The sequence below is a fragment of the Ruegeria marina genome (assembly GCF_900101475.1).
Classification (GTDB): Bacteria; Pseudomonadota; Alphaproteobacteria; order Rhodobacterales; family Rhodobacteraceae; genus Ruegeria_B; species Ruegeria_B marina.
In genome coordinates, this window is sequence record NZ_FMZV01000003.1 from 374,959 (window position 1) to 399,946 (window position 24,988).

Annotated in this window: 39 protein-coding genes; 1 reads left to right on the forward strand and 38 read right to left on the reverse strand. The window is 62.0% G+C overall.

What is annotated here, in order from left to right; all coding sequences use genetic code 11:
- Positions 1-3: 3 nt before the first annotated feature.
- From BLT75_RS06530 to rpmC, 23 genes are all read right to left on the reverse strand, one after another.
- Positions 4-675: an HAD-IA family hydrolase gene (locus tag BLT75_RS06530; protein WP_093028956.1), complete on the reverse strand. Its 672-nt coding sequence runs from the start codon at positions 673-675 to the stop codon at positions 4-6.
- Positions 672-1,715 (reverse strand): RluA family pseudouridine synthase, encoded by a 1,044-nt coding sequence (locus BLT75_RS06535; RefSeq protein ID WP_093028958.1) that lies wholly within the window; start codon positions 1,713-1,715, stop codon positions 672-674. Before BLT75_RS06535 ends, BLT75_RS06530 begins: the two co-directional genes overlap by 4 nt.
- Positions 1,716-1,876: 161 nt before the next feature.
- Entirely contained in the window at positions 1,877-3,187 is a 1,311-nt protein-coding gene (locus tag BLT75_RS06540) for a replication-associated recombination protein A (protein ID WP_093028960.1), read from the reverse strand.
- A 3-nt stretch (positions 3,188-3,190) separates the two neighbouring features.
- Positions 3,191-4,573: a trypsin-like peptidase domain-containing protein gene (locus tag BLT75_RS06545; RefSeq protein WP_093028962.1), complete on the reverse strand. Its 1,383-nt coding sequence runs from the start codon at positions 4,571-4,573 to the stop codon at positions 3,191-3,193.
- A gap of 165 nt (positions 4,574-4,738) precedes the next feature.
- The gene (gene rplQ, locus BLT75_RS06550; protein WP_093028964.1) at positions 4,739-5,161 is read right to left on the reverse strand and encodes a 50S ribosomal protein L17; all 423 of its coding nucleotides are present in this window, start codon (positions 5,159-5,161) and stop codon (positions 4,739-4,741) included.
- Positions 5,162-5,339: 178 nt separating this feature from the next.
- Positions 5,340-6,356: a DNA-directed RNA polymerase subunit alpha gene (locus BLT75_RS06555; RefSeq protein ID WP_093029097.1), complete on the reverse strand. Its 1,017-nt coding sequence runs from the start codon at positions 6,354-6,356 to the stop codon at positions 5,340-5,342.
- Between the two features lie 116 nt (positions 6,357-6,472).
- The gene (gene rpsK / locus BLT75_RS06560; RefSeq protein ID WP_011046269.1) at positions 6,473-6,865 is read right to left on the reverse strand and encodes a 30S ribosomal protein S11; all 393 of its coding nucleotides are present in this window, start codon (positions 6,863-6,865) and stop codon (positions 6,473-6,475) included.
- A 13-nt stretch (positions 6,866-6,878) separates the two neighbouring features.
- The gene (gene rpsM / locus BLT75_RS06565; protein WP_093028966.1) at positions 6,879-7,247 is read right to left on the reverse strand and encodes a 30S ribosomal protein S13; all 369 of its coding nucleotides are present in this window, start codon (positions 7,245-7,247) and stop codon (positions 6,879-6,881) included.
- Between the two features lie 200 nt (positions 7,248-7,447).
- Positions 7,448-8,089: an adenylate kinase gene (locus tag BLT75_RS06570; RefSeq protein WP_093028968.1), complete on the reverse strand. Its 642-nt coding sequence runs from the start codon at positions 8,087-8,089 to the stop codon at positions 7,448-7,450.
- Positions 8,086-9,453: a preprotein translocase subunit SecY gene (gene secY / locus BLT75_RS06575; protein WP_093028970.1), complete on the reverse strand. Its 1,368-nt coding sequence runs from the start codon at positions 9,451-9,453 to the stop codon at positions 8,086-8,088. The genes BLT75_RS06570 and secY overlap by 4 nt, the downstream gene beginning before the upstream one ends.
- A gap of 110 nt (positions 9,454-9,563) precedes the next feature.
- On the reverse strand, positions 9,564-10,037 hold the full coding sequence (gene rplO, locus BLT75_RS06580) for a 50S ribosomal protein L15 (protein ID WP_093028972.1): 474 nt from the start codon (positions 10,035-10,037) through the stop codon (positions 9,564-9,566).
- A 191-nt stretch (positions 10,038-10,228) separates the two neighbouring features.
- Complete coding sequence (locus BLT75_RS06585) at positions 10,229-10,444, reverse strand: DUF1127 domain-containing protein (RefSeq protein WP_093028974.1); 216 nt, start codon at positions 10,442-10,444, stop codon at positions 10,229-10,231.
- Positions 10,445-10,686: 242 nt separating this feature from the next.
- Entirely contained in the window at positions 10,687-10,875 is a 189-nt protein-coding gene (gene rpmD, locus BLT75_RS06590) for a 50S ribosomal protein L30 (protein ID WP_050605831.1), read from the reverse strand.
- Between the two features lie 12 nt (positions 10,876-10,887).
- A complete protein-coding gene (gene rpsE, locus BLT75_RS06595; protein ID WP_093028976.1) occupies positions 10,888-11,469 on the reverse strand; it encodes a 30S ribosomal protein S5 in 582 nt (193 codons plus the stop codon).
- A gap of 161 nt (positions 11,470-11,630) precedes the next feature.
- Positions 11,631-11,990 carry a 50S ribosomal protein L18 gene (gene rplR / locus BLT75_RS06600; protein WP_093028978.1) on the reverse strand — a complete coding sequence of 120 codons (360 nt, stop codon included), beginning with the start codon at positions 11,988-11,990 and terminating at the stop codon, positions 11,631-11,633.
- An 11-nt stretch (positions 11,991-12,001) separates the two neighbouring features.
- A complete protein-coding gene (gene rplF / locus BLT75_RS06605; RefSeq protein WP_093028980.1) occupies positions 12,002-12,535 on the reverse strand; it encodes a 50S ribosomal protein L6 in 534 nt (177 codons plus the stop codon).
- Between the two features lie 12 nt (positions 12,536-12,547).
- Complete coding sequence (rpsH, locus tag BLT75_RS06610; protein WP_093028982.1) at positions 12,548-12,940, reverse strand: 30S ribosomal protein S8; 393 nt, start codon at positions 12,938-12,940, stop codon at positions 12,548-12,550.
- A 12-nt stretch (positions 12,941-12,952) separates the two neighbouring features.
- Positions 12,953-13,258, reverse strand: a complete 306-nt coding sequence (gene rpsN, locus BLT75_RS06615) for a 30S ribosomal protein S14 (RefSeq protein WP_093028984.1) — start codon at positions 13,256-13,258, stop codon at positions 12,953-12,955.
- 17 nt (positions 13,259-13,275) lie between these two features.
- Entirely contained in the window at positions 13,276-13,836 is a 561-nt protein-coding gene (gene rplE / locus BLT75_RS06620) for a 50S ribosomal protein L5 (protein ID WP_093028986.1), read from the reverse strand.
- Positions 13,829-14,140 carry a 50S ribosomal protein L24 gene (gene rplX / locus BLT75_RS06625; RefSeq protein ID WP_011046255.1) on the reverse strand — a complete coding sequence of 104 codons (312 nt, stop codon included), beginning with the start codon at positions 14,138-14,140 and terminating at the stop codon, positions 13,829-13,831. Before rplX ends, rplE begins: the two co-directional genes overlap by 8 nt.
- Before the next feature lie 2 nt (positions 14,141-14,142).
- Complete coding sequence (gene rplN, locus BLT75_RS06630) at positions 14,143-14,511, reverse strand: 50S ribosomal protein L14 (RefSeq protein ID WP_005621870.1); 369 nt, start codon at positions 14,509-14,511, stop codon at positions 14,143-14,145.
- Positions 14,512-14,586: 75 nt separating this feature from the next.
- Positions 14,587-14,817 (reverse strand): 30S ribosomal protein S17, encoded by a 231-nt coding sequence (gene rpsQ / locus BLT75_RS06635; protein WP_093028988.1) that lies wholly within the window; start codon positions 14,815-14,817, stop codon positions 14,587-14,589.
- A gap of 12 nt (positions 14,818-14,829) precedes the next feature.
- Positions 14,830-15,030 (reverse strand): 50S ribosomal protein L29, encoded by a 201-nt coding sequence (gene rpmC / locus BLT75_RS06640; RefSeq protein WP_093028990.1) that lies wholly within the window; start codon positions 15,028-15,030, stop codon positions 14,830-14,832.
- 250 nt (positions 15,031-15,280) lie between these two features.
- Here rpmC and BLT75_RS24320 point away from each other — a divergent pair, with 250 nt between their 5' ends.
- Positions 15,281-15,442 (forward strand): hypothetical protein, encoded by a 162-nt coding sequence (locus BLT75_RS24320; RefSeq protein WP_176827863.1) that lies wholly within the window; start codon positions 15,281-15,283, stop codon positions 15,440-15,442.
- Here the strand turns inward: BLT75_RS24320 and BLT75_RS06645 are convergent.
- From BLT75_RS06645 to BLT75_RS06715, 15 genes are all read right to left on the reverse strand, one after another.
- On the reverse strand, positions 15,429-16,112 hold the full coding sequence (locus BLT75_RS06645) for a Crp/Fnr family transcriptional regulator (protein WP_093028992.1): 684 nt from the start codon (positions 16,110-16,112) through the stop codon (positions 15,429-15,431). The two genes, BLT75_RS24320 and BLT75_RS06645, sit on opposite strands and share 14 nt — an antisense overlap.
- A 109-nt stretch (positions 16,113-16,221) precedes the next feature.
- Positions 16,222-16,725, reverse strand: a complete 504-nt coding sequence (locus BLT75_RS06650; RefSeq protein WP_143028522.1) for a hypothetical protein — start codon at positions 16,723-16,725, stop codon at positions 16,222-16,224.
- 186 nt (positions 16,726-16,911) lie between these two features.
- A complete protein-coding gene (locus BLT75_RS06655) occupies positions 16,912-17,532 on the reverse strand; it encodes a 2OG-Fe(II) oxygenase family protein (RefSeq protein ID WP_093028996.1) in 621 nt (206 codons plus the stop codon).
- Positions 17,533-17,576: 44 nt separating this feature from the next.
- A complete protein-coding gene (locus BLT75_RS06660; protein WP_093028998.1) occupies positions 17,577-18,125 on the reverse strand; it encodes an amino acid synthesis family protein in 549 nt (182 codons plus the stop codon).
- Between the two features lie 108 nt (positions 18,126-18,233).
- On the reverse strand, positions 18,234-18,647 hold the full coding sequence (rplP, locus tag BLT75_RS06665; RefSeq protein ID WP_093029000.1) for a 50S ribosomal protein L16: 414 nt from the start codon (positions 18,645-18,647) through the stop codon (positions 18,234-18,236).
- 12 nt (positions 18,648-18,659) lie between these two features.
- Positions 18,660-19,367, reverse strand: coding sequence for a 30S ribosomal protein S3 (rpsC, locus tag BLT75_RS06670; RefSeq protein WP_093029002.1), 708 nt, complete (start codon positions 19,365-19,367; stop codon positions 18,660-18,662).
- On the reverse strand, positions 19,367-19,747 hold the full coding sequence (gene rplV / locus BLT75_RS06675; protein WP_093029004.1) for a 50S ribosomal protein L22: 381 nt from the start codon (positions 19,745-19,747) through the stop codon (positions 19,367-19,369). The genes rpsC and rplV overlap by 1 nt, the downstream gene beginning before the upstream one ends.
- Before the next feature lie 3 nt (positions 19,748-19,750).
- Positions 19,751-20,029: a 30S ribosomal protein S19 gene (gene rpsS / locus BLT75_RS06680; RefSeq protein WP_093029006.1), complete on the reverse strand. Its 279-nt coding sequence runs from the start codon at positions 20,027-20,029 to the stop codon at positions 19,751-19,753.
- A gap of 3 nt (positions 20,030-20,032) precedes the next feature.
- Positions 20,033-20,875, reverse strand: a complete 843-nt coding sequence (gene rplB, locus BLT75_RS06685) for a 50S ribosomal protein L2 (RefSeq protein ID WP_093029008.1) — start codon at positions 20,873-20,875, stop codon at positions 20,033-20,035.
- Between the two features lie 242 nt (positions 20,876-21,117).
- Positions 21,118-22,176, reverse strand: a complete 1,059-nt coding sequence (locus BLT75_RS06690) for a DUF1214 domain-containing protein (RefSeq protein ID WP_218128849.1) — start codon at positions 22,174-22,176, stop codon at positions 21,118-21,120.
- Positions 22,177-22,440: 264 nt separating this feature from the next.
- Positions 22,441-22,737 carry a 50S ribosomal protein L23 gene (locus tag BLT75_RS06695; RefSeq protein WP_093029010.1) on the reverse strand — a complete coding sequence of 99 codons (297 nt, stop codon included), beginning with the start codon at positions 22,735-22,737 and terminating at the stop codon, positions 22,441-22,443.
- Positions 22,734-23,351 carry a 50S ribosomal protein L4 gene (gene rplD, locus BLT75_RS06700; protein ID WP_093029012.1) on the reverse strand — a complete coding sequence of 206 codons (618 nt, stop codon included), beginning with the start codon at positions 23,349-23,351 and terminating at the stop codon, positions 22,734-22,736. The genes BLT75_RS06695 and rplD overlap by 4 nt, the downstream gene beginning before the upstream one ends.
- Positions 23,348-24,073, reverse strand: a complete 726-nt coding sequence (gene rplC, locus BLT75_RS06705) for a 50S ribosomal protein L3 (RefSeq protein WP_093029014.1) — start codon at positions 24,071-24,073, stop codon at positions 23,348-23,350. The genes rplD and rplC overlap by 4 nt, the downstream gene beginning before the upstream one ends.
- A gap of 16 nt (positions 24,074-24,089) precedes the next feature.
- Positions 24,090-24,404, reverse strand: coding sequence for a 30S ribosomal protein S10 (rpsJ, locus tag BLT75_RS06710; RefSeq protein ID WP_005621947.1), 315 nt, complete (start codon positions 24,402-24,404; stop codon positions 24,090-24,092).
- A 364-nt stretch (positions 24,405-24,768) separates the two neighbouring features.
- Positions 24,769-24,988, reverse strand: a 220-nt coding sequence (locus BLT75_RS06715; RefSeq protein ID WP_483880118.1) for an EF-Tu C-terminal domain-related protein, incomplete at its 5' end; no start/stop codon positions are given.

Genomic DNA, 24,988 nt, shown 5'->3' on the forward strand with positions numbered 1-24,988 from the left:
GTCTCAGGTCCAGATTTCGGTCAACAGCGGCGGCAGGTCGCGGAATGCGGATATCATGTGCCGCGCCCGTGTCAGCGATTGCGGTGGGTGATATCCCCAGCCCACCGCGATACCCGCCACCCCCGCCGCCGCGGCCATATCCATATCGAAACTCGTGTCTCCGATCATCACCGTGTCGCAAGCCTGCACCCCGGTTTCCGCCCGCGCGGTGTCGATCATCGAAGGATGCGGTTTTGACGGGTGATGGTCCGCCACCTGCCGGGTGACAAAGTATTTCTCCAGCCCATGCGCCTCGATCAGCCCATCAAGGCCGCGCTTTGACTTTCCGGTCGCCACGCCAAGCAGGAGATGCGGGACCGCATGCAGGGCCTCCAGCACCTCGCGCGCACCGGGAAACAGCGGCGAATGCGCTGCTCCTGTGGCAAGCCGGGTTTCGTGATAGGATTGCTTGTAGGCTTCGACCAGTTTTCCTTGCGTGCCGGATCCAAACTGCGGCGCCAGACGCGCCATCGCCTGCGGCAGCGAAAGCCCGACGATCGACAGGATCGCCGAGCGTGCGGGAGCCGGCAGGCCCAGCGCACCGAATGCCGTGGTCATCGACCCGACGATGGCCGCCTGGCTGTCGACCAGCGTACCGTCCACATCGAACAGGACAAGACGCAAAGACTCGCTCACATCAGCTCCGCAAACGGGTCATCCGCGGCCAGATCCTCGGTCCAGCCGAAGGTCTCCCAGCTTTGCTGCATATGTTCGGGCAACGGTGCGGTATAGGTAACAACCTTGCGCGTGCCCGGATGTTCGAAGGACAGGCTGCGGGCATGCAGGTGCAGTTTCTTGCTGATGATCCCGCCCAATTGCGCGCCCCAGCCATCACCAAGGTTTTCCTGGCCCGATCCACCGTATTTGCCGTCTCCGATGATCGGATGGCCGATCCCGGCCATATGCGCCCGCAACTGGTGGGTGCGGCCCGTCACCGGTTCCATCGCCACCCAGGACGCGCGCCCTGCGACCCGATAGAGCGTGGCGTAATAGGTATGCGCGCGCTTGGCGCCGGGCGTGCTGTCGATGTCGTTCAGATGGACCACGTTCATCTTCTCGCCCTCGCCCCGCGCACCGTGGCCCGGCGCCTTGACGAGGCCGGTCTTGATCTCACCCAGGTAGGGGGTAGGCACACCGGCAACCAGGGCCCAGTAGATCTTGCGCGTGTTGCGGTGACGAAAGGCGGCGGTCAGCCGCGTCGCGGCTTCGCGTGTGCGCGCAAGCACCAGCACACCCGAAGTATCCTTGTCCAGCCTGTGCACCAGGCGCGGGTTCTCGTCGAAACCAAAGCGCAGCGCCTCGCTCAGCCCGTCGACATGTCGGCTCTGGCCGCTGCCCCCCTGCACCGCCAGACCGGCGGGTTTGTTCAGCACGATCACATGGTCGTCGCGATGAATGACGCAGGCCTGGATCATCCGCGCATCCGCATCCGAGACTCGTGGCTTGTGCACCAGCGGCTTTTCCCCTTCGGCTGGCAACGGCGGAACGCGCACCTGCTGCCCCTCTTCCAGCCGGGTCGCGGGTTTGGCCCGCGCCCCATCGACGCGCAACTCGCCCTTGCGGCACATCTTCTCGATGCGGCCCTGCCCGACGTGCGGAAAACGGCGGCGCAGCCAACGGTCCAGCCGCTGGTCGCCCTCGCCGGGTTCGACGGTGATAATCTGTACGCCGCTCATGCAGGCATCCTCCACGCATCCCGGCCGGTACGCCGGACAACGCTCACTTTTTGATCGAAAGAAAACATCGCCGTCTGTCGCCCGCACATTATCGAGAGTCAAGGGACCAAGGGCAGCCTGCGGGCGCGGGTGGGCGAGTGGGGCGCCCGCAGGCTGCCCGACTATCCGTTCCGCTGCTCCCGCAGCCGGGCAAAATAGTCCAGCCGTTTCTTCAGCTCCCGCTCGAACCCCCGCTCGACCGGTTGATAGAGCTGCGGCCGCTCCATCCCGTCGGGAAAGTAGTTCTGACCGGAAAACCCGTCCTCGGCGTCGTGATCATAGGCATAGCCCGCGCCATAGCCCTGGTCCTTCATCAACCCGGTCGGCGCGTTCAGGATATGCTTGGGCGGCGGGGCCGAGCCCGATTGCTTGGCCAGTCGCATCGCCGCCTTGTAACCCACATAGGCCCCGTTCGATTTCGGCGCGAGCGCCAGATAGACCACCGCCTGCGCCAGCGCCAACTCGCCCTCAGGACTGCCGAGGCGCTCGTAAACCTCCCAGGCGTGCAGGCAGATCGACTGCGCCTGTGGATCGGCCAGCCCGATATCCTCGACCGCCATCCGGGTAATGCGACGCGCCAGGTAACGCGGGTCCTCTCCCCCCGTCAACATCCGCGCCAGCCAGTAAAGTGCCGCGTCCGGGTCCGAGCCGCGCACCGATTTGTGCAGCGCCGAAATCAGGTTGTAATGTTCGTCGCCGCTCTTGTCGTATTTGGTAGCCCGGCGCATCAGCCGCGCCCCAAGCGCCTCGCGGTCCAGCGGGGTCGCGACCTTCCACGCCGCCACTTGTTCGATCAGATTGAGCAGCGCGCGCCCATCGCCATCGGCCATCTCCTGAAGCGCCACCCGCGCCCCGGGCGTCAGCGGCAATTCACGGTCCAGTTCCCGTTCCGCCCGCACGGTCAGATGCTCCAGATCCGCAGCACCCAGCCGCTCCAGCACCAGCACCTGCGCACGGCTCAGAAGCGCCGCGTTCAACTCGAACGAAGGGTTCTCGGTCGTGGCCCCCACCAGCAGGATGGTGCCGTCCTCCATATGCGGCAGGAACCCGTCCTGCTGGGCCTTGTTGAACCGGTGAATCTCGTCGACGAACAGCAACGTCCCCTGCCCGTTCTGACGGCGCAACCGCGCAGCTTCGAACACTTTCTTCAGGTCCGGAACGCCGGTGAAGATCGCGCTGATCTGGACAAAGGCCAGATCGGTTTCCTGCGCCAGAAGCCGCGCGATGGTGGTCTTTCCCACGCCCGGCGGCCCCCAGAGGATGAGGCTTGACAGCGAACCCGAGGCCAGCATGACGCCCAGCGGCGCCTCGGCGCCCAGAACCTGTTCCTGACCTATCACTTCGGTCAGCGACTTCGGCCGCAGCCGGTCGGCCAGCGGGCGGGGCGGTTCGCGCTCCGACCTTGCGGCCCCGGTATCGAACAGGTCCGCCATCGGTCAGAGCCGGAACCGCAGCGAGATCCACTGACCCCGGCGCAGCAGATCCATCCGCATCCAGCGGCCGGTTTCGGAAAGTGCCCGCACCACATCCCCGGTGCTTTCGATTTCTTCCCCGTTGATCGCTCCGAACAGGTCTCCCGGTTGCACCCCTGCCCGTGCGCCATATGGACCGGGATCCAGCACCACGACACCACTTGCCGACAAGGGCAAACCAAGTCGCGCGATCACGGCCGGGTTCAGCCGGGCCACGGTCAGGCCCGGCAGGACCGTACGCTCGCCCATCGTGGTTTCCTGTGCAGGCGGATCGTCCGGCGCTTCGGTCAGCGCCACATCCAAAACGCTACGCTCGCCCTGACGCAGACGCGTCATCCGGGCAGTCCCTCCGATCCCGGCAACGGACATGCGGAATTTCATTTCCGACGGTGAATTCACAACTTGCCCGTCCACCTCTGTGATCACGTCACCGACCGCGAACCCGGCCTCGGCCAGCGGGCTTTGCGGGTGCAGGTCCGAGATCACCACGCCTTCGGGAATGCTCAGCCCCAGCGACTCGGCGATATCGGCGGTCATCGGCTGGCCCGCCATGCCGGCCCAGGGACGGGCGAAACCGGCGTTGCCCTGCCGTGCCTGACGCAGGAACTCGGCCACCAGGTTCGCAGGGATCGCAAAGCCGATCCCGTTCGACCCGCCGGAACGGCTGAGGATTGAGGTGTTGATGCCGATCAGGTCACCGTTGACGTCGATCAGCGCACCGCCCGAGTTGCCGGGGTTGATCGGCGCATCGGTCTGGATGAAATAGCCGCGCGCATTTCCCGTGGCGGTCCCCGAACGGGCAAGGCCCGAGACGATACCGCTGCTGACGGTCTGCCCCACGCCAAACGGGTTGCCGATGGCCAGCACCAGTTCGCCCACTTCGACATGATCACTGTCGCGCAGGGCAAGATTGGGAAGGTCGCGGGCATCGTCCAGCCGCAGGATCGCGATATCGCTCTCCTCGTCTCCCAGTACCACCTGCGCGCTGAATTCCCGGCGATCAGTGGTCACGACCCGGATCTCTGACGCCATGCCTACCACGTGGTAGTTCGACACCACATAGCCGTCGTCCGTCAGGATCACGCCAGACCCGAGCGAGTTCTGCACGCGCGGTTGAGGTTGCCCGAAGCCTCGGAAAAAATCCCGAAAAAAAGGATCGTTGAACATCGGGCTGCTGTGGCCCGCAGTGATGATCCTGGCATAGATGTTGACCACGGCGGGCGCGGCCTTCTTGACGACCGGCGCAAAGCCGAGACCGATTTCCGACTGCGAGGTAGGAACGCGGGTTTCTGCGGCCGCGGGCAGGGATAGCAGGATGGACAGGGCGATCAGGGTTGCGCGGATCATGGAAACTCCGATTTCGACTGCCCAAGGGATATGCGGGGCACGCGTCTCAAATGCAAGCGCCCTTGCCACCGAACCGGAGGCCGTTCGAAGTTATCCTGTTGCAACCAAAGAAAAACCCCGCCCGGGCAACCGGACGGGGCTGGTTCAGGTCCAAACCCGAAACGCTTACTCGTCGGCGGCCGCTTCTTCAACCGCGACGCGGGCCTTGTCGGCGGCACCCTTTGCATCGACGTCACGGTCGACCAGTTCGATGATCGCCATCGGCGCCATGTCGCCATACCGGAAGCCGGCCTTCAGGATACGGACATAACCGCCCTGACGGTCCTTGTAACGTTCTGCAAGTACGTCGAAAAGTTTCGCGACGTCCTTGTCTTCCTTCAGCTGTGCGGCAGCCTGACGGCGGGCGTGCAGGTCGCCGCGCTTGCCCAGCGTGATCAGCTTTTCGACGATCGGACGCAGTTCCTTGGCCTTGGGCAGGGTGGTCTTGATCTGTTCGTGCTCGATCAGCGAGCCGGCCATGTTGGAAAACAGGGCCTTGCGGTGTTCGTGGGTGCGGTTCAGGCGGCGGTAGCCACGTGCGTGACGCATGATTTCAATCCTTGTGTCGTGTTTTGCTTTGTCCGGCGACCCTGCGTGCGGGCCGCTCTCCTTGGGGCGGAATTGCCCATTGTATCGACCGTTTTGTACTGGTCCCGGAACCCCGATTGACCGTTTTGTACAAAACCCGTGGCGGCGAATTCAGCCCGCCGCCACGCCCGAAGACAGCTTAGAACGCGTCTTCGAATTTCTTGGCGAGATCCTCGATGTTGTCGGGCGGCCAGTCTTCGACATCCATGCCGAGGTGCAGGCCCATGCCCGAGAGCACTTCCTTGATCTCGTTGAGCGACTTGCGGCCGAAGTTCGGAGTGCGGAGCATCTCGGCTTCGGTCTTCTGGATCAGGTCGCCGATATAGACGATGTTGTCGTTCTTGAGGCAGTTTGCCGAACGCACCGACAGTTCAAGCTCGTCCACCTTCTTGAGCAGCAGCGGGTTGAATTCCAGCCCGTCGTCGTCGTCCTGGCGGCTGGCCGATTCCGGCTCGTCGAAGTTGACGAAGATCGACAGCTGGTCCTGGAGGATACGCGCGGCATAGGCCACGGCATCATCGGGGGTGATCGAACCGTCGGTTTCGATCTTCATGGTCAGCTTGTCATAGTCCAGCACCTGGCCTTCGCGGGTGGGCTGCACGTCATAGGCGACCTTCTTGACCGGCGAATAGATCGCGTCGATCGGGATCAGGCCGATGGGCGCATCTTCGGGGCGGTTCTTTTCGGCCGAGACGTAGCCCTTGCCGGTGTTCACGGTCAGTTCCATGAACAGGTCGGCACCATCGTCCAGGTGGCAGATCACGTGATCGCGGTTCAGAACCTCGATGCCGGCGCTTTCGCTGATGTCACCGGCGGTGACGACGGCCGGACCCTTGGCATTGATCGACAGGCGCTTGGGGCCTTCGACATCCATGCGCAGCGAGACCTGCTTGAGGTTCAGGATGATGTCGGTGACGTCTTCGCGCACACCGGCGACCGACGAGAATTCGTGCAGGACGTTGTCGATCTGCACGCTGGTGATGGCTGCGCCTTGCAGCGAGCTCATCAGGATGCGGCGCAGCGCGTTGCCCAGCGTCAGACCGAAACCACGCTCAAGCGGTTCGGCGATCACGGTGGCCTGGCGTGCCGGATCATTGCCCGGCTTGACCTCAAGCTGGGTCGGCTTGATCAGTTCTGCCCAGTTCTTGTGGATCATGTAATCCCTCCATTCCTGTTCGCACCCCATGTCCAGGAAGGTGCAAACGCCCGAGGTTTCAAACGGCGGACTGGGGCCGTGTACCAGACACGGCCCCAGCGAAAATTCTGGGTCGCTTAGACGCGGCGGCGCTTCGGCGGGCGGCAGCCGTTGTGGGCGATCGGAGTCACGTCGCGGATCGACGTGATGTTGAAGCCCACGGCAGCCAGAGCGCGCAGAGCCGATTCACGGCCCGAACCGGGGCCCTGAACTTCAACTTCCAGCGTCTTGACGCCATGATCCTGCGCCTTGCGGCCGGCATCTTCTGCGGCCAGCTGAGCGGCGTAGGGGGTCGATTTCCGCGATCCCTTGAAGCCCATGGTGCCGGCCGACGACCACGAGATGGCGTTGCCTTGCACGTCCGAGATCAGGATCTTGGTGTTGTTGAACGTCGAGTTCACATGGGCCACGCCCGATGCGATATTCTTGCGTTCTTTTTTCTTGGTGGTGCGGGTCTTGTCGCGTGCCATTGATCAGCCCCCCTTACTTCTTCTTGCCGGCGATCGGCTTGGCCGGGCCCTTGCGGGTACGGGCGTTGGTGTGGGTGCGCTGACCGCGAACCGGCAGGTTGCGGCGGTGACGCAGACCGCGATAGCAGCCGAGGTCCATCAGACGCTTGATGTTCATCTGGACTTCGCGACGCAGGTCGCCTTCGACGGTGTAGTTGGCGTCGATGTATTCGCGGATCGCCAGAACTTCAGCATCGCTGAGCTGGTTCACACGGCGGGATTGTTCGATGTTCACCGCTTCGCAGATGGCCTTGGCGGATGCCGGGCCAATGCCGGTGATATAGGTGAGGGCGATGGGTACCCGCTTGGCAGTCGGGATGTTTACGCCGGCAATACGTGCCACGTGTCACTTTCCTTTTCGTTGCGGTTCCGTAACTCCAGAACCTTTTTTCACAACGCTTGACCGTGGCAGTGTAGCCAGTGGGTCCAGCATTTTGAGGTGGTCTTGCGCAAATGGAACGAATCCCGTCCGCGCGGTTGATTCCCCGAAGGGATGGTGGTCGATATGGGCTTTTGGCGGGGCCGTCAAGCCCCTAACCGGGATCAGCCGAGGATCGCCTCGATCGAGGCGGTCACTTCCTTGATATCCGCCAGGCCGTTGACCGGGCGCAGGTCGCCCTTGGCATAGTAATAACCGATCAGCGGCGAGGTCTTCTTGTAATATTCCATCAGACGCGTGCGCAGGCTTTCCTCGTTGTCGTCGGCGCGGCGCTTGAATTCCGAGCCGCCACAGTTGCTGCATTTGCCGTCGGCCGGGATCGGCTTGGTGATGTCATTGTAGACTTCGCCGCAATTGGCGCAGGTGGACCGGGCGGTGATACGGCTCACCAGCGCGTCGTCATCCACGCGCATTTCGATCACGGTATGCAGCGACTGGCCGTGCTTGGCCAGCAGCGCAGAGAGTGCATCGGCCTGGGCCAGGGTACGCGGGAAGCCGTCGAAGATGAAGCCGGCGCCCTTCTTGGTAGTCAGCTGTTCCTCGATCAGGCCGATGACGATCTCGTCCGTAACCAGCTTGCCGGCGTCCATGATTTCGGCGACCTTCTGGCCCATCTCGGTGCCCGAAGTGCGCGCATCGCGCAGCATGTCGCCGGTCGAGAGCTGGATCATGCCGCGGGTCTCGACCAGATGGCGTGCCTGCGTGCCTTTGCCCGCACCCGGCGGGCCCAAGAGAATGATGTTCATCGACGCGAGGGTCCCTTTCTGGTGGTGCGCTTGCGGTTCTTGCCACGCAACTGCGATTTTTCGATCAGACCTTCGTACTGGTGGGCCAAAAGATGGCTCTGGACCTGCTGGATGGTGTCCATTGTCACCGAGACGATGATCAGCACCGAGGTGCCGCCGAAATAGAACGGCACGTTGAACTGGCCGCGCAGGATTTCCGGCAGGACGCAGACGGCGGCCAGATAGGCCGAGCCGAGCACGAGGACACGGTTGACCACGTATTCGAGATATTCGGCGGTTTTCTTGCCGGGACGGATGCCGGGGACAAAGCCGTTCTGGTTCTTGAGGTTTGTGGCGACGTCATCGGGCTTGAACGAGACGTTGAACGTGTAGAAATACGCGAAGAACACGATCATCGACACGAAGAACAGCAGGTAGAGCGGCTGGCCGGGGCCGAAGTTGGCCAGCAGCCACGACATGATCGGACCATTGGCCGAACCCTGACTGAAGGTCGAGATCGTGACCGGCAACAGCAGCAGAGACGAGGCGAAGATCGCCGGGATCACGCCCGCGGGGTTGACCTTGACCGGCAGGTGGCTGGAGCCGCCGTCATAGACCTTCATGCCGACCTGACGGCGGGGGTACTGGATGTGGATCTTGCGAAGGGAACGCTCCATGAACACCACGAAGGTGATGACCGCAATCACCATCAGGATGATGGCGATGATCACGGCGGGGCTGATGGCGCCGCTGCGGCCGCTGGCAAAGAACTGCGCCAGCGCGGCGGGCACTTCGGCGATGATGCCTACGAAGATGATCAGCGAGACGCCGTTGCCGATACCGCGGGCGGTGATCTGCTCGCCGAGCCACATCAGGAACATCGTGCCGCCGACCAGGGTGATCATGGTGGCGAAGCGGAAGTACATGCCGGGGTCGGTCGCCAGGTCCCCCGATTCGAGCGAGACGGCAAGCCCGTAGGCCTGCACGGTCGCAAGCGCCACGGTGCCGAAGCGGGTGTACTGGTTGATCTTCTTGCGGCCCTGTTCGCCCTCTTTCTTGAGTTGCTCAAGCGAGGGGACCATGGCGGTCAGCAACTGAACGATGATCGAGGCCGAGATATAGGGCATGATGCCCAGTGCAAAGATGCCCATCCGCCCCAGCGCGCCGCCGGTAAACATCGACACCATGCCGCCAATGCCCTGCCCCGCCTGCTCCATGAACTCGCGCAGGGCCTGCCCGTCAATGCCGGGCACCGGAATGAAGGTGCCGAGCCGGTAGACGATCAGAAGCCCCAGGGTAAACAGGATGCGGTTGCGCAGATCTGTGGCCTTGCCAAGGGCGGCCCAGCTTGTATTGGCCGCCATTTGTTCTGCTGCTGATACCATTCTCGGTCTCTCTGGATAAAAACGCCGCCCGGAACCGTTTTCCGGCTCGGGCGGCGTTTCGGGAAAACTTGGGTGTCTATGTAAGCGGGTCTTTGCCCGCTCACAACCCGTTACTCTGCCGCAGCAGCGATTGTGACCGTCAGCGAGCCGCCCGCCTTCTCGACGGCTTCGACAGCCGCTTTCGATGCGCCGGTCACTTCGATGTTCAGCTTGGCGCTGAAGTCGCCCTTGGCCAGCACCCGGATGCCGTCTAGCTTGCGGCGGACAAGGCCCGAGGCAACCAGTGCGTCTTCGGTCACGGCGGCTGATGCGTCGATCTTGCCGGCTTCGACGAACTTCTGGATCAGGCCCAGGTTGACGACGGCGAATTTCTTCTGGTTGGGCTTGTTGAAGCCGCGCTTGGGCAGGCGCTGGTACAGCGGCATCTGGCCGCCTTCATAGCCATTGATGGCCACGCCCGAACGGGATTTCTGACCTTTGATACCACGGCCACCGGTCTTGCCCTTGCCCGAGCCCGGGCCGCGGCCGATGCGCATCCGTTTCTTGGCAGCGCCCGGATTGTCGCGCAGTTCATGCAGTTTCATGTCGCTTCTCCTTGCCGGATATGACCCACGAAGCGTGACGGGCCAACCACGGCGTTTCTTGATTGTTGATTCTGCGGCCACGAGGGCCACCGGGGGCGTATAGACGCTGTGCGCTCCTCTTGCAAGCACCCCGAAAAGCAGAACGCCCCCGGATGTCCGAGGGCGGTGCAGCGTTCCGTTCGTGGGCCGTATCAGCGGCCGTAGACGTGGAACCGGGCAATATCGCTGATGTCGCAGCGACGGACGCCGATATCGGCCAGTTCGCGGTTCGACAGGCGGTCGAGCTCGTTGAACGTGCGCTTGTAGGACGCGTTCTTGGCCCATGCCTCGCGGGTGGATTTCACGGCGGACAGGATGCGGGCGGCGATCGACGGTGCGTGGCCAGTATTAACGGTTGCGTATGCCATTTTCTTACCTCTTACGAATGCAGCAGGGCCTTTCCCGACTGCCTGATTTTTGGTCGTTTCATTGATGAGAGGCAGATAGTGCTGCGCCGCAGCATCGGCAAGATGCGCTTTGGTCTAGCCGTCATGCAACGGCGGCATGGCTGTTGGACCGGCGCCCGGAACAACAAACGCCCCCGGAAATTCCGGAGGCGTTTTTTGTGTCTGCAGTGCGCGGGGCGCGGGCAATCCGCCCGCCGCTGGCGTCAGCCGCGCTCTTCGACGATTTCGACCAGATGCGGGATCTTGCGGATCATGCCGCGGACCGAGGGGGTGTCCTCGAGTTCGCGGGTCTTGTGCATCTTGTTCAGGCCCAGGCCGATCAGGGTTGCGCGCTGTTCGGCGGGACGGCGGATCGGCGAGCCGATCTGCTTGACGACGATGGTTTTTGCCATGGTGACGATTCCTTACGCTTCGGCTGCTTCAGCAGCGGTCGGTGCTTCGTCCCGCTTGGGCAGGATGTCGGCGACCTTCTTGCCACGACGGGCGGCGACCGAACGGGGGCTTTGCTCTTTCTTCAGCCCGTCGATGGTGGCGCGGATCATGTTGTAGGGGTTCGTGCTGCCCAGCGACTTGGACACCACGTCCTTGACGCCCAGCATTTCGAACACGGCGCGCATCGGACCACCGGCAATGATACCGGTACCTTCGGGTGCGGCGCGCATGACGACCTTTCCGGCGCCGTGGCGGCCCTCGATGTCGTGGTGCAGGGTGCGGCCTTCGCGCAGCTGCACGCGGATCATCTGGCGCTTGGCCTGCTCGGTGGCCTTGCGGATCGCCTCGGGCACTTCTTTCGCCTTGCCCTTGCCAAAGCCGACGCGGCCTTTCTGGTCGCCGACGACGACGAGCGCCGCGAAGCCGAAGCGCTTGCCGCCCTTCACGGTTTTCGACACGCGGTTGATCGCGACCAGGCGATCGGCGAATTCCGGAGCGGCTTCCTCGCGGTCGCGGCGGGGGCCACGCTCGCGGCGGTTTTCACGTTCTGCCATATGGCATTCCTCTTTCAATGTTGCGCGCGATCGAAAACGAAGGCGCTGTTGGGTCCAATCCTGGTGGGTGTCGCGGGCGACGCCCCCGGATCATCGGGGCGGCCGTTGGGCCGCCCTCGGGTCTTGCTGTGACACGCCCCGTTGTTCAGGGCCTGTCGGCCTTAGATCTTCAGCCCGCCTTCACGCGCGGCGTCGGCCAGGGCCTTCACCTTGCCGTGGAACAGGAAACCGCCACGGTCGAAGTAAGCTTCGCTCACACCGGCCTTCGCAGCGCGCTCGGCAATTGCCGCGCCCACCTTCTTGGCGGCTTCGATGTTGTTCTTGCCGACAACGCCCAGGTCTTTCTCCATGGTCGATGCGGCGGCAAGGGTCACGCCGCGAACATCGTCGATCAGCTGGCAGCTGATGTTCTTGTTCGAGCGATGCACGCTGAGGCGGAGACGCCCGGCGTTGACCTTGCGGAGCTTGTTCCGAACGCGCAGGCGGCGCTTCAGAAACAGGGTGCGTTTGCTGTTTGCCATGATGTGCGTCCTTACTTCTTCTTGCCGTCTTTGCGGAAGATGAACTCGCCCTTGTAGCGGATACCCTTGCCCTTGTACGGCTCGGGCGAGCGCCACTCGCGGATCTTCGCTGCGACTTCGCCAACCTGCTGCTGGTCGATGCCTTCGACGGTGATTTCGGTCTGTTTCGGCGTGGTCACGGTGATACCGGCCGGAACAGCGAAATCGACATCGTGGCTGTAGCCCAGGTTCAGCTTGAGCACATTACCCTGCGCGTTGGCACGGTAACCCACACCGGTGATCTCCAGCTCTTTCTTGAAGCCGGTGGTCACGCCGGTCACCAGGTTGGCGACCATCGTGCGGGACATGCCCCACTGCTGGCGCGCCCGTTTGGACGAACCGCGGGGGGTAACGGTAACGGCATCACCATCGACGGCGATGGTCACGTCGTCGGTTGCGGTGAAGCTGCGGGTGCCCTTGGGACCCTTCACTTCGATGGTCTGGCCGGACACAGCAGCGGAAACGCCACTGGGCAGCTCGACCGGTTTCTTACCAATACGAGACATTTGCAGACCTCCTTAGAAGACGGTGCAGAGCACTTCGCCGCCAACATTGTTGGTGCGCGCGTTCGCGTCCGACATCACACCTTTCGGAGTGCTGACAATCGACACGCCCAGGCCCTGACGGACCGACGGGATGTCCTTGACGCTCATGTACACACGGCGGCCGGGCTTCGAGACCCGCTTGAGCTCGCGAATGACAGGTTCGCCTTCGTAGTACTTCAGGCTGATCTCGATGACCGAGTGGCCATTCTCGTCAGTCTTGCTCTCATAGCCGCGGATGTAGCCTTCGTCGGCCAGAACATCCAGAACCCAGGCGCGCAGTTTCGAACCGGGGGTCAGCACGGTGCTCTTGTGGCGCAGCTGTGCGTTGCGGATGCGGGTGAGCATATCGCCGATAGGATCGTTCATATCGCTCTCTCCTTACCAGCTCGATTTCACCAGACCGGGGATCTGGCCAGCAGAACCCAGGTCGCGCAGCATGATCCGGCTGACCTTGAGCTTACGGTAGTAAGCGTGCGGACGGCCGGTGAGCTGGCAGCGGTTGTGAAGACGGGTCGCCGAGCTGTTGCGCGGCAGTTTCGCCAGTTTCAGACGCGCTTTGAAGCGCTCTTCCATCGGGCGGCTTTCGTCGTTTGCGATTTCTTTCAGCTCGGCGCGCTTTGCGGCATATTGTGCCACCAGGCGCTCGCGCTTCTTCTCGCGTTCGATCATGCTTTTCTTAGCCATGTCTAATCCTCGCGCGCTTATGCGTTGAACGGCACGTTGAAGTGCTTCAACAGGCTCTTGGCTTCAGCGTCGGTTTTCGCAGTGGTGGCGATGATGATATCCATGCCCCAGACCTCGTCGACCTTGTCGAAGTCGATTTCCGGGAACACGATGTGTTCCTTGATGCCCATGGCGAAGTTGCCACGGCCGTCGAACGACGGCTTCACACCACGGAAGTCGCGGATGCGGGGCATCGCGATGGTGGTCAGACGGTCAAGGAATTCATACATGCGGTCACCGCGCAGGGTCACCTTGGCGCCCAGCGGCATCTCTTCGCGCACGCGGAAGCCGGCGATCGACTTCTTGGCCTTGGTGGTGACAGCCTTCTGGCCGGCGATCTTGCTCAGGTCTTCCTGAGCCGACTTGGCCTTCTTGCTGTCTTTCACGGCCTCTGCACCGCAGCCGATGTTCAGAACGATCTTCTCCAGCTTGGGGATCATCATCTCGTTCTTGTAGCCGAACTCTTCTTTCAGAGCGGCGCGGATGCGGTCCTTGTAGTCGGCCTTGAGGCGCGGGGTGTAGGTTGCAGCGTCAAGCATCGATCACGTCCCCCGTGGTCTTGGCGAAGCGGACTTTCTTGTCGCCTTCCATGCGGAAGCCGACGCGGGTTGCCTTGCCGTTCTTGTCCAGCAGCGCGAGGTTCGACAGGTCGATCGGCAGCGCCTTGGGCAGGCGGCCACCTTGCGAAGTCTGGGTCTGACGGGTGTGGCGGATGGCGATGTTCACGCCGTCGACAACGGCTTTGCCGGCTTTCGGGTCGACAGAGGTGATGGTCCCCTCTTTGCCCTTGTCCTTGCCGGCCAGCACGACGACCTTGTCGCCTTTGCGGAGTTTTGCGGCCATGGTTACAGCACCTCCGGAGCCAGCGAGATGATCTTCATGAAGTTCTTCGCGCGCAGTTCGCGAACAACCGGCCCGAAGATACGGGTGCCGACAGGCTCGTTGTTGTTGTTCAGGATCACGGCGGCGTTGCGATCGAAACGGATCGCGGTGCCATCTTCGCGACGGACTTCCTTGGCGGTGCGCACGACGACGGCCTTGCGGACATCACCTTTCTTCACGCGGCCGCGCGGGATGGCTTCCTTCACCGAGACGACAATGATGTCGCCGACGGAGGCGTATTTACGCTTGGAACCACCCAGGACCTTGATGCACTGCACCCGGCGAGCGCCGGAGTTGTCAGCGACATCCAGATTGGTCTGCATCTGGATCATGTGGTTTCTCCCGACCTGTGGGGGCTGGTCTTTTTAGATCCCCCAGGGTTTCGACAATTGGCAGGTGCCGGAGGCTTACGCCTCCAGAACCTCCCAGCGTTTGGTTTTTGACTTGGGCGCGCACTCGATGATGCGGACCGTGTCACCCACCTTGTAGGTGTTGTTTGCGTCGTGAGCCCGGTACTTCTTGGACTTACGGACGGTCTTTTGCAGCAGCGGATGCTTGAAGCGGCGCTCGACCAGAACGGTTACGGTCTGGGCGTTGGCGTCGCTGGTCACGGTGCCTTGCAGAATACGTTTGGGCATCTCTCAGGCTCCTCAGTTCGCAGCTTCGGCGGCTTTTTCGTTCAGCACGGTGATGACGCGCGCGACGTCGCGGCGCACAGTGCGGATACGGGCGTTGTTTTCGAGTTGGCCGGTAGCCTGCTGGAAGCGCAGATTGAACGCTTCTTTCTTCAGATTGACCAGTTCTTCCCGGAGCTGGTCCGGGGTCTTGTTACGCAGTTCCTGGGCGTTCATCGCCTTTTCCTTTGCTCAAAACACCAGAGGGCCCCGTGGCCGGGTCACCCTTGACCTGGTGGATGAATGACGACATGCGAATCCCCCGCAGAGGCGGGGGGACGCAAGATGCCGCTCTATAGGAGAGTTGAGCCGGGAGGGCAAGTGAAAGTTGACGTTTCCTTGCGCAACCTACATAAAGGCGACGATAAAACGGATTCCCTTTGAAGACCGCTTTTTTTGTCGCCTCTAATTCGCGTGGATCTCTGACATGAGCTTGCCAGACTCTCTTTCGGCCCTCCTGTATCAGACACCCGTTCCGGGACATTTCCTGATTCCCTTCGTATCGGTTGTCTATCTTGTGGTCGTGATCGGGACGTTGAACCTGTTGAGCAGATTGCGGGCGCGACTGGTCGAAATCACCGCTCACTAACATCAGCGAAGTTGCTGGCATTCTGGAACACCAGCTTGGCCCGCATGTCCCTGGCAATTCCCGTTTCCAGAACCGCCATCGTGGCAGGAGCCGTATCCCGCAGGCGTCTGAGCTTGGCCCGTTCGATACGCCAGACGCGAGCGCGGCTTTGCAAGGTTGCTGTCGCGACGGCCCGGCCGTCGCCCATCATCGACATCTCGCCGATGTAATGCCCGCCGGTGACCACCCTCAACATGCGGCCGTGGGCCTCGATCCGGACCTCGCCATCATCGAGATAGGTGAGAAAGTCGGGCGGCTGGCCCTCGCGGGTCAACACCGTGCCGGGGGCCAGGGTTTCCCACCGGCCCATGTCGAGAAACCGCCGGGTGCGGCCCGGTGACAGCCCCGGCAGCAGGGCCTCACGGAACCGATGCTCCTCGGACGAGAAACTGGCCCTGCGATCGTTGCGCCACAGGATGAACAATTCGGCCAGGTTCACAAGAACCAGCAGCGCCTGCCAGAATACGCCCACGGGATTGTTCAGCCAGAAGAAGTCGAAGGCGATGCCCGCCAGCGCCGAGGCGATCACGAACAGCCGCAGCCAGAACATGCGGCGCATCAGCATCGACAGGACGAGCAGGAGATAGGACAGATGTCCCGCCCAGCCGTCGGTTATGAAGCTCAGATCCATTCCCATGTTTCTCGCTGGCTTGACCGGCACAAGGCCGACCCGGTTCAGCGATATCCTGCGATCCCGGTGCAGGCAAGCTGGCTGTCGCCCATGTCAGCGAGAGGACACGCTAGTCGATCCGGCCAGTACTGGTCGCGATTCGTTCAAGCACGCCCAGCATCTGTTCCGCCTCGGAGGGTGTCAGCCGCCCGTGGACGGTCAGGAACTGGCCAATGTCCCGCCCGGTGTACCGTCCGGTCAGGGTGCCGTCGCGCAGGATCAGCGCGCGGCGCACCAACCCGGACGCGGTATCGTGGCATATCCGGCATTTCGTCCGGAACAATTGCCCCGAGGCGCGGATGGCCTGGAAATGCGACATGAGAATGGCGGCCTCGGCGGGTGTCAGGCGACCGTGACCGCCTTCGAGCAGGGCAGCGACGGAACGGCCCGAGTTTCGCCCCGCGAGCGGCTCTTGCCCCGTGTCCAGTTCCAGCCAGACAAAATCGCCGGCATGGGGAGAATGGCATCCTGCACATTTGCGTTCGTAAAGCTGATGGGGGTCGGCCTCGGACGCCAATGCCACAGGGGCGATCAGGATCGCGAGTGCTGAAAATGCAGCTGTCAGGCCACGCATGGAATTCACCGCAAGTTGCGTTTTCCGGTCCAGGGGGTCCGGATCGCTGCCCGCATGAAAACGGACAGGTGCCTTATCGCAGCTTTTCAGGACCGGCGCCTTGACCGGGATCAAGGGGCCGGGGGGCTCCGCCCGTTCGCCCCTCAGTCGCTCCACCGGAGCGATTGCCGCTTCGCGGACCGGGGCTCACTCCCAGCGATAGTTGAAGCTGACCGAGATGCGTTCCTCTTCGGCCATGTTCATCGGCACTTCGTGGCGCAGCCAGCTTTCCCAGAGCAGCACGTCGCCCACGTCGGGCTTCATATAGATGAAGGGCTGCAATTCGCGCCGGGCGGTCTTGGTCCGTGTCGGCGCCGCCATCATCCGGCCGGACCGGGGGTCTTCCAGCTTTAGTGCGCTGGCGCCGTCGGGCATGGCGACATAGGTGGTGCCCGAGATCACCGAATGGGGATGCAGATGGCTGGAATGCATGCCGCCCTGTGGCAGGATGTTGATCCAGAGATCCTCCAGCACCAGGGCGCGGCCGTCGAGGTCGAACTCCAGATCGGCTGCAAAGGCTGCCACATGCGCATCGAGCGATTTCACCAGATCGGCGAAGATCGGGAAGCGCCAGGGCAGATCGGTGAGCGAGGCATAAGACGTATAGCCGGGATAGCCGTTTTCCTCGCACCATTCCTGTCCGGCCTCGTCATCCTCGGCAATGGAATAGCAGGACGCCTCCATCTCGTCCGGTTCGATGGCGGGGCCATGTTCGGACAGGCGGGCACGGTAGAGACGGGTGACAAAGAGAGATTCGATCTGGGACATGGCGGCGGCATAACGCAGAGTACGTCTTTCCGCCAGTGGCCTGATCAGCTCTGGACCGGACCCTTGCCGCAGCGGGGGATCGGGCGCCCGCCGTCGGCATAGGCCAGACACATGACAATCTCGTCCGGCCCCGGTGCATCGGCCATGACCAGGGTCATGGTGTCGAAATGATCGAAGGACCAGGGGTCGTCCTTGTGGCCCAGCGGCAGGTCAATCGTTGTACCCGGGCCGCCCAGCTTTACGTTGGAGGGGATCACTGCCGCCCCGCCCCCTGCTGCCGCGCGCATCGGCGCGCCCAGTTTGGGGTGCACGACCGCCCCGCCCTGTTCCATGTCGCCATTTGCCCCGACAATCGCAGCCTTCCCGTAGGAAATCGGGGGATTTCCCAATTCGGCGATGGCCTGCCGTGCCAGAGCTTCGCCCAATTCGCGACCGATCTCGAACAGGGGCGAGAGGTCACGAAAGAACCGGCCCGCCAGGGGATTGCGAAACGCGGCCATGACAGCCACCCGGGTCACGGGTTGGCAAGCTTCGCCGAATGCATCCGCGGTAATGATTTCACGTTGAAAAACGGTCTTGCGGGGCTGCACCATCGGTCACCTCCGGACACGGAATGCGCAAAGGCTACGATGGATACCGAAAAAGGAAAACCCCCGCCAGTGTCCCGGCGGGGGTTTCAATGTCTTGTCGAAAGACCGGGATTACCAGTCTTCGCGAACGACCACGCGGGTCTTGATCGGCAGTTTCATCGCGGCCAGGCGCAGGGCCTCGCGGGCGATGTCCTCGCCCACACCGTCGATTTCAAACATCACCCGGCCCGGCTTCACCTTGCAGGCCCAGTAGTCGACCGAACCCTTACCTTTACCCATCCGAACCTCGGTGGGTTTCGAGGTCACCGGCGTATCCGGGAAGATCCGGATCCAGACGCGGCCCTGACGCTTCATGTGACGCGTCATGGCACGGCGGGCGGCCTCGATCTGACGCGCGGTGACGCGCTCGGGTTCAAGTGCCTTCAGGCCGAAAGTGCCGAAGTTCAGGTCGGAACCACCCTTGGCTTCGCCATGGATACGGCCCTTGAACATCTTGCGGAATTTAGTGCGCTTTGGTTGCAGCATCTCTAATCCTCCTTAGCGGCGGCCACCGGCGCCACGCGGGGCCGGACCGTCCTGGAGTTCCTGTGCTTTGCGATCACGCGCCTGCGGGTCGTGCTCCATGATCTCGCCCTTGAAGATCCAGACCTTGATCCCGATGATCCCGTAGGGAGTCGAGGCTTCGGCCAGGGCGTAGTCGATGTCGGCACGCAGGGTGTGCAGCGGAACGCGGCCTTCGCGGTACCATTCGGTACGGGCGATCTCGGCACCGCCCAGACGGCCGGCGACGTTCACCCGGATACCCAGGGCACCCATCCGCATGGCGTTCTGCACGGCGCGCTTCATGGCGCGACGGAAGGACACCCGGCGCTCGAGCTGCTGCGCGATCGACTCGGCGACCAGTTGCGCATCCATCTCGGGCTTGCGGACTTCGACGATGTTCAGGTGCAGTTCGCTGTCGGTGATGTTCGCCAGCTTCTTGCGCAGGGTTTCGATGTCTGCGCCTTTCTTGCCGATGATCACGCCCGGACGCGCGGTGTGGATCGTCACGCGGCACTTCTTGTGCGGACGTTCGATGATCACACGGGCCACGCCGGCCTGTTTGCACTCTTCCTTGATGAACTCGCGGATCTTGAGATCCTCGAGCAGCAGATTGCCGTAGTCCTTGGTATCTGCGTACCAACGGCTGTCCCAGGTGCGGTTGACCTGAAGGCGCATGCCGATCGGATTGACCTTATGTCCCATTAGGCTTGCTCCTCTACCTGACGCACCTTGATCGTGAGTTCCGAGAACGGCTTCATGATTTTGCCGAACCGGCCACGTGCCCGGGGACGACCGCGCTTCATGATCAGGTTCTTGCCCACATAGGCCTCGGCGACGATCAGTTCATCGACGTCCAGGTTGTGGTTGTTCTCGGCGTTCGCGATTGCGGACTGAAGGCATTTCTTCACGTCCTGCGCGATCCGCTTGTTCGAGAAGGTGAGATCGGTCAGCGCCTTCTCGACCTTTTTGCCACGGATCATCTGAGCCACCAGGTTCAGTTTCTGCGGGGAAGTACGGAGCATGCGCAGTTTTGCCATTGCTTCGTTGTCTGCCACGCGGCGGGGGTTCTTTTCCTTGCCCATGACTTACTTCCGCTTCGCTTTTTTGTCCGCCGCATGGCCATAGTAGGTCCGGGTCGGCGAGTATTCACCGAACTTCTGACCGATCATGTCCTCGGAGACGTTGACGGGGATATGCTTCTGGCCGTTGTACACACCAAAGGTCAGACCCACGAACTGGGGCAGAATGGTGGAACGACGCGACCAGATCTTGATGACTTCGTTGCGGCCCGACTCGCGCGCTGCTGCTGCCTTTTTCAAGACATAAGCATCGACGAAAGGACCCTTCCAAACAGAGCGAGACATTGCTTAACGCCCTTTCTTCTTGGCGTGACGCGAGCGGATAATCAGCTTTTGCGACGCTTTGTTCTTGTTCCGGGTACGGGTACCCTTGGTGTCCTTGCCCCACGGGGTCACCGGCGTACGGCCACCCGAGGTGCGGCCCTCACCACCACCGTGCGGGTGGTCGATCGGGTTCATTGCAACACCGCGGACCGACGGGCGGATGCCCTTGTGGCGCATGCGGCCGGCTTTACCGTAGTTCTGGTTCGAGTTGTCGGGGTTCGACACGGCACCGACGGTGGCCATGCATTCCTGACGCACCATGCGCAATTCGCCCGAGCTCAGGCGGATCTGGGCGTAACCGCCATCGCGGCCCACGAACTGGGCGTAGGTGCCGGCGGCACGTGCGATCTGACCGCCCTTGCCGGGCTTCATCTCGATGTTGTGCACGATGGTACCGATCGGCATGCCCGAGAAGGGCATCGCGTTGCCCGGCTTGATGTCGGCCTTGGCCGACGCGATGACCTGGTCACCGACTGCCAGACGCTGCGGTGCGAGGATATAGGCCTGTTCGCCATCCTCGTACTTGACCAGCGCGATGAATGCGGTCCGGTTCGGATCGTACTCGATCCGCTCGACGGTGGCCGCCACATCGAATTTGTTCCGTTTGAAGTCAACGATCCGGTAGAGGCGTTTTGCCCCACCACCGCGGCGACGCGAGGTGATCCGTCCGGTGTTGTTCCGGCCGCCCGATTTCGTCAGACCCTCGGTGAGGGATTTGACGGGGCGTCCTTTCCAGAGCTCCGAACGGTCGATCAGCACCAGCCCGCGCTGGCCCGGCGTCGTCGGCTTATACGACTTGAGTGCCATGCTTTCTGTCTTCCGTTTAGCGTGCAGCGGGTGATCCCGCCGCTATGTTTGAGGCCCCCGTAGGTGCCAGTGGTATAGGGCCCCGAAGGTCCCCGGTTACAAAAACCATGCACCCCGGGACGAATCCCGGGGCGCAAGATTGGGAGCGTGTAACAGGGTTGGGGGTGGGTGTCTAGCCTCCAGGTCGCATCAATGGAGCTTTGGATGAGGCCGTTTCAGCCTTGGCGGATGATTCAGTCTGATCAGTCCGACTTTTCGACACCAGGGAATGTCCAGCTTCCGTCACGAATGGACGAATCGGGCCGGTACAGGCGAACCGTATAGTTCCACCCATCCGTCAATGGAATGCAATTCACCCGGGATGCGTCTTCGCAGCCGCCAAGGTTGACCGTCATGGAGCCGTCTGCATTTTTTTGGCCGGACTGACTGTTGATGTTGTAAGTCCCCTTGCTGTTCTTCTCGAAGAACCCGTTCTTATTATACACACTTACCGACCAGAACGCTTTGACTGGCACGTCTTTCGGAACCTCGATGTGATAACTGCCAACCGGCAGTTTCGGATTGAATGTCAGATAATACGCGTCCTTCTCCGGCAGACCGCCCCACCCGAAAGCCGCACCGAGCAGATGCGCGGTCGCGTTCGTGTCTTCCCTGGTGCCGAAAGCGCCCTCCGAATTCGGCATGAAATTCGACACTTTCAGCAGGAGATCCCGAAGTTCTTCATACGACTTTTCGTCATAGTTCGGTGGACTGTACGGCTTTGACGACGCCGCTTCGATTGCGAACTTGTCCTGGAGCTCATTTGCCTTCTTGATATCCGCCGGATCACTGGAATCGACAAGCGTTCTGAAGGCGACCAGTACATAATCGGTGTCAAATTCTTCCTTGGTCAAATCATGCGTGCCGGGTTCGTAGAAGACCTTGTTGATATATTCGTCTTCGTTGACGATCATCGCCGAGTTGTACCGCCCCTCCGCGTCCGGCATCACAAGCTTGGCACCTTCGCTGATGTCAACAACCGCAAAGCTGTATAGCGTATCGCGGTTCATGCGGATCACCGACTGCTTGTCGAGCGGCGTCGGTTCGCGGAAACTCCGCAGCTTGTTGATCCCGCCAGTCATCTTCAGAATCCGCTCGAACTGGCCTGCGGTTTCCGCACGGACGTAGTTGTTGATGTTTACGGGAATGGTTTGGCCGGCAAGATGCGCGGACATCCGATCGACATTCGGCTGGTCTGCCCAACTTGCAATCGGCGTGGCGGCCACTGCAAGAGCCAGCGTAAATCTGAAGTATTTTGTCATGACCTTAACTCCTAATCCAACATTTGGCTAAAAATCGCTCGCTTCCCATCTCCAAAATTAACACAGAAAAAAATGCACACGGCAAGGAAACTCCTCCGCCCCGAACGGATGCCATGCCTGCTCGCTCCATCAAATCCTGACGCCTGCGCAGCTGCGGGCCCGAGCTCTGCCAATCAGCCGAAAGGATCAACAAAAATACCCCGGCCTGTTACCAGGCCGGGGTCTTTGGATTTGCGCGGGGTGAAACTTCACCCCACCAGCCGATCAGAGACCGGTGGACACGTCGATGGTGTTACCCTCTTCCAGGGTCACATAGGCTTTCTTCACGTCTTTCCGCTTGCCCAGCTGGCCGCGGAAACGCTTGACCTTGCCCTTGGTGACGGTGGTGTTGACCGCCTTCACCTTGACACCGAAGAGAGCCTCGACGGCTTCCTTGATCTGCGGTTTGTTGCTGTCGATCGCCACTTCAAACACCACGGCGCCGTTTTCGGATGCCATGGTCGATTTCTCGGTGATGATCGGCTTGCGGATCACGTCGTAGTGTTGTGCCTTCGCGCTCATTTCAGACGAGCCTCCAGTGCTTCGACAGCCGCCTTCGTGAGCACCAGGGTGTCACGCTTGAGGATGTCATAGACGTTTGCGCCCATCGACGGCAGGATATCCAAACCTTCGATGTTGCGGGCGGCGCGGGCGAACCCTTCGTTGACCGCGGCGCCGTCGATGATCAGCGCACGCTTCCAGCCGAGGTTCTTGACCTGCTTGGCCAGAGCCGAGGTCTTGCCTTCGGATTCGGCTGCTTCGATCACGACCAGTTCACCTGCCTTGGCCTTGGCCGACAGGGCATGACGCAGGCCGAGGGCGCGGAACTTTTTGGTCAGTTCATGACCGTGCGACCGCGGGGTCGGGCCCTTGTAGACGCCACCGTGACGGAAGGTCGGCGCCTTGCGGGAGCCGTGGCGCGCGCCACCGGTGCCCTTCTGGCGGTAGATCTTCTTGGTCGAATAGCTGACCTCGGACTTGGTCAGAACCTTGTGGGTACCGGCCTGCGCATTGTTGCGCTGCCAGCGAACCACGCGGTGCAGGATGTCCGCACGCGGTTCCAGCCCGAACAGGGCTTCGTCCAGATCGATGTCACCGGCCTTGGAGCCGTCGAGTTTGATCACATCGAGTTTCATGCTTCACCCCCTTCGGCGGGCGCTTCGGCAACAGGTGCTTCGATTGCGGCCGATTTCACAGCAGCCGGGAAAGGCAGGCCTTCCGGTGCTTTCTTCTTGACGGCGTCCTTGACGGTGACCCAGCCAGCCTTCGGACCGGGCACGGCGCCCTTGATGAAGACCAGGCCACGCTCGGCGTCGGTTTTCACGACTTCGAGGTTCTGGGTGGTGACACGGGCGGCACCCATGTGACCGGCCATCTTCTTGCCCTTGAACACGCGGCCCGGGTCCTGACACTGACCGGTGGAGCCGTGCGAACGGTGGCTGATCGACACGCCGTGCGAGGCGCGCAGACCACCGAAGTTGTGGCGCTTCATGGCACCGGCGAAACCCTTACCAATCGAGGTGCCCGACACGTCGACCTTCTGGCCGGCGAGGAAGTGCTCAGCCGAGATCTCGGCGCCAACTTCGATCAGCGCGTCCTCGGACACGCGGAACTCGGCCAGCTTGCGCTTGGGCTCGACCTTCTGTGCGGCGAAATGGCCGCGCATGGCCTTGGACACGCGCTTGATCTTGGGGGTGCCTGCACCCAGCTGAACGGCGGTATAGCCGTCCTTCTCGGTGGTGCGCTGGGCGACGACCTGCAGGTTGTCCAGCTGGAGAACGGTCACAGGGATCTGCTTGCCGTCTTCCATGAACAGCCGGGTCATGCCGACTTTCTTTGCGATAATACCGGAACGCATTCTTTACCCTCCGATCTTACGACTGCAGCTTGATCTCGACATCCACGCCGGCGGCGAGGTCGAGCTTCATCAGCGCGTCCACCGTCTGCGGGGTCGGATCAACGATATCCAGGAGCCGCTTGTGGGTGCGGATCTCGAACTGGTCACGGCTTTTCTTGTCGACGTGAGGGCCACGGAGAACCGTGAACTTCTCGATCTTGTTCGGGAGCGGGATCGGCCCGCGAACCTGCGCACCGGTGCGCTTGGCAGTATTGACGATCTCTTGCGTGCTGGCGTCCAGAACGCGATAGTCAAATGCCTTCAGCCGGATACGGATATTTTGGCTTTGCATTGTCATGCCTTTTTGTCAGGCGTTGGGGTTGAGAGGAGGACAGGCGCTCATCGCCAACCCTCGTCGAACCCAAACGGCGGGAATCATCCCGCCGTCACATTCTCATGGAGAACCCGCGCTCCATACTAGGGGACGGGGCGCGTGGCAAGGGAGAAATACCCTGCTGCAACAGGTCTCCGCAAGTTTTCGCTGCGGGATGCGGGTCCGAGATTTTTCGGCGAAAAATCTCCGGGTGCGTGGTCCCGGCGGGTGAGAAAAAGGCCGCCCCGGTGGGGCGGCCTTCGCTTTGGTGTGTCACCGTGTTGCTTCCGGCAGATTTTCCTCCGGAAAATCGCCTGCCGCAACCAGGCGCGGCAAGCGCGCCTTATTCGATGATTTTGGAAACCACGCCGGCGCCGACGGTGCGGCCGCCTTCGCGGATGGCGAAGCGCAGGCCGTCTTCCATCGCGATCGGCGCGATCAGCTCGACGGTGAAGCCCACGTTGTCGCCCGGCATCACCATCTCGGTGCCTTCGGCCAGCGTCACGGTCCCGGTCACGTCGGTGGTCCGGAAGTAGAACTGCGGACGGTAGTTCGCGAAGAAC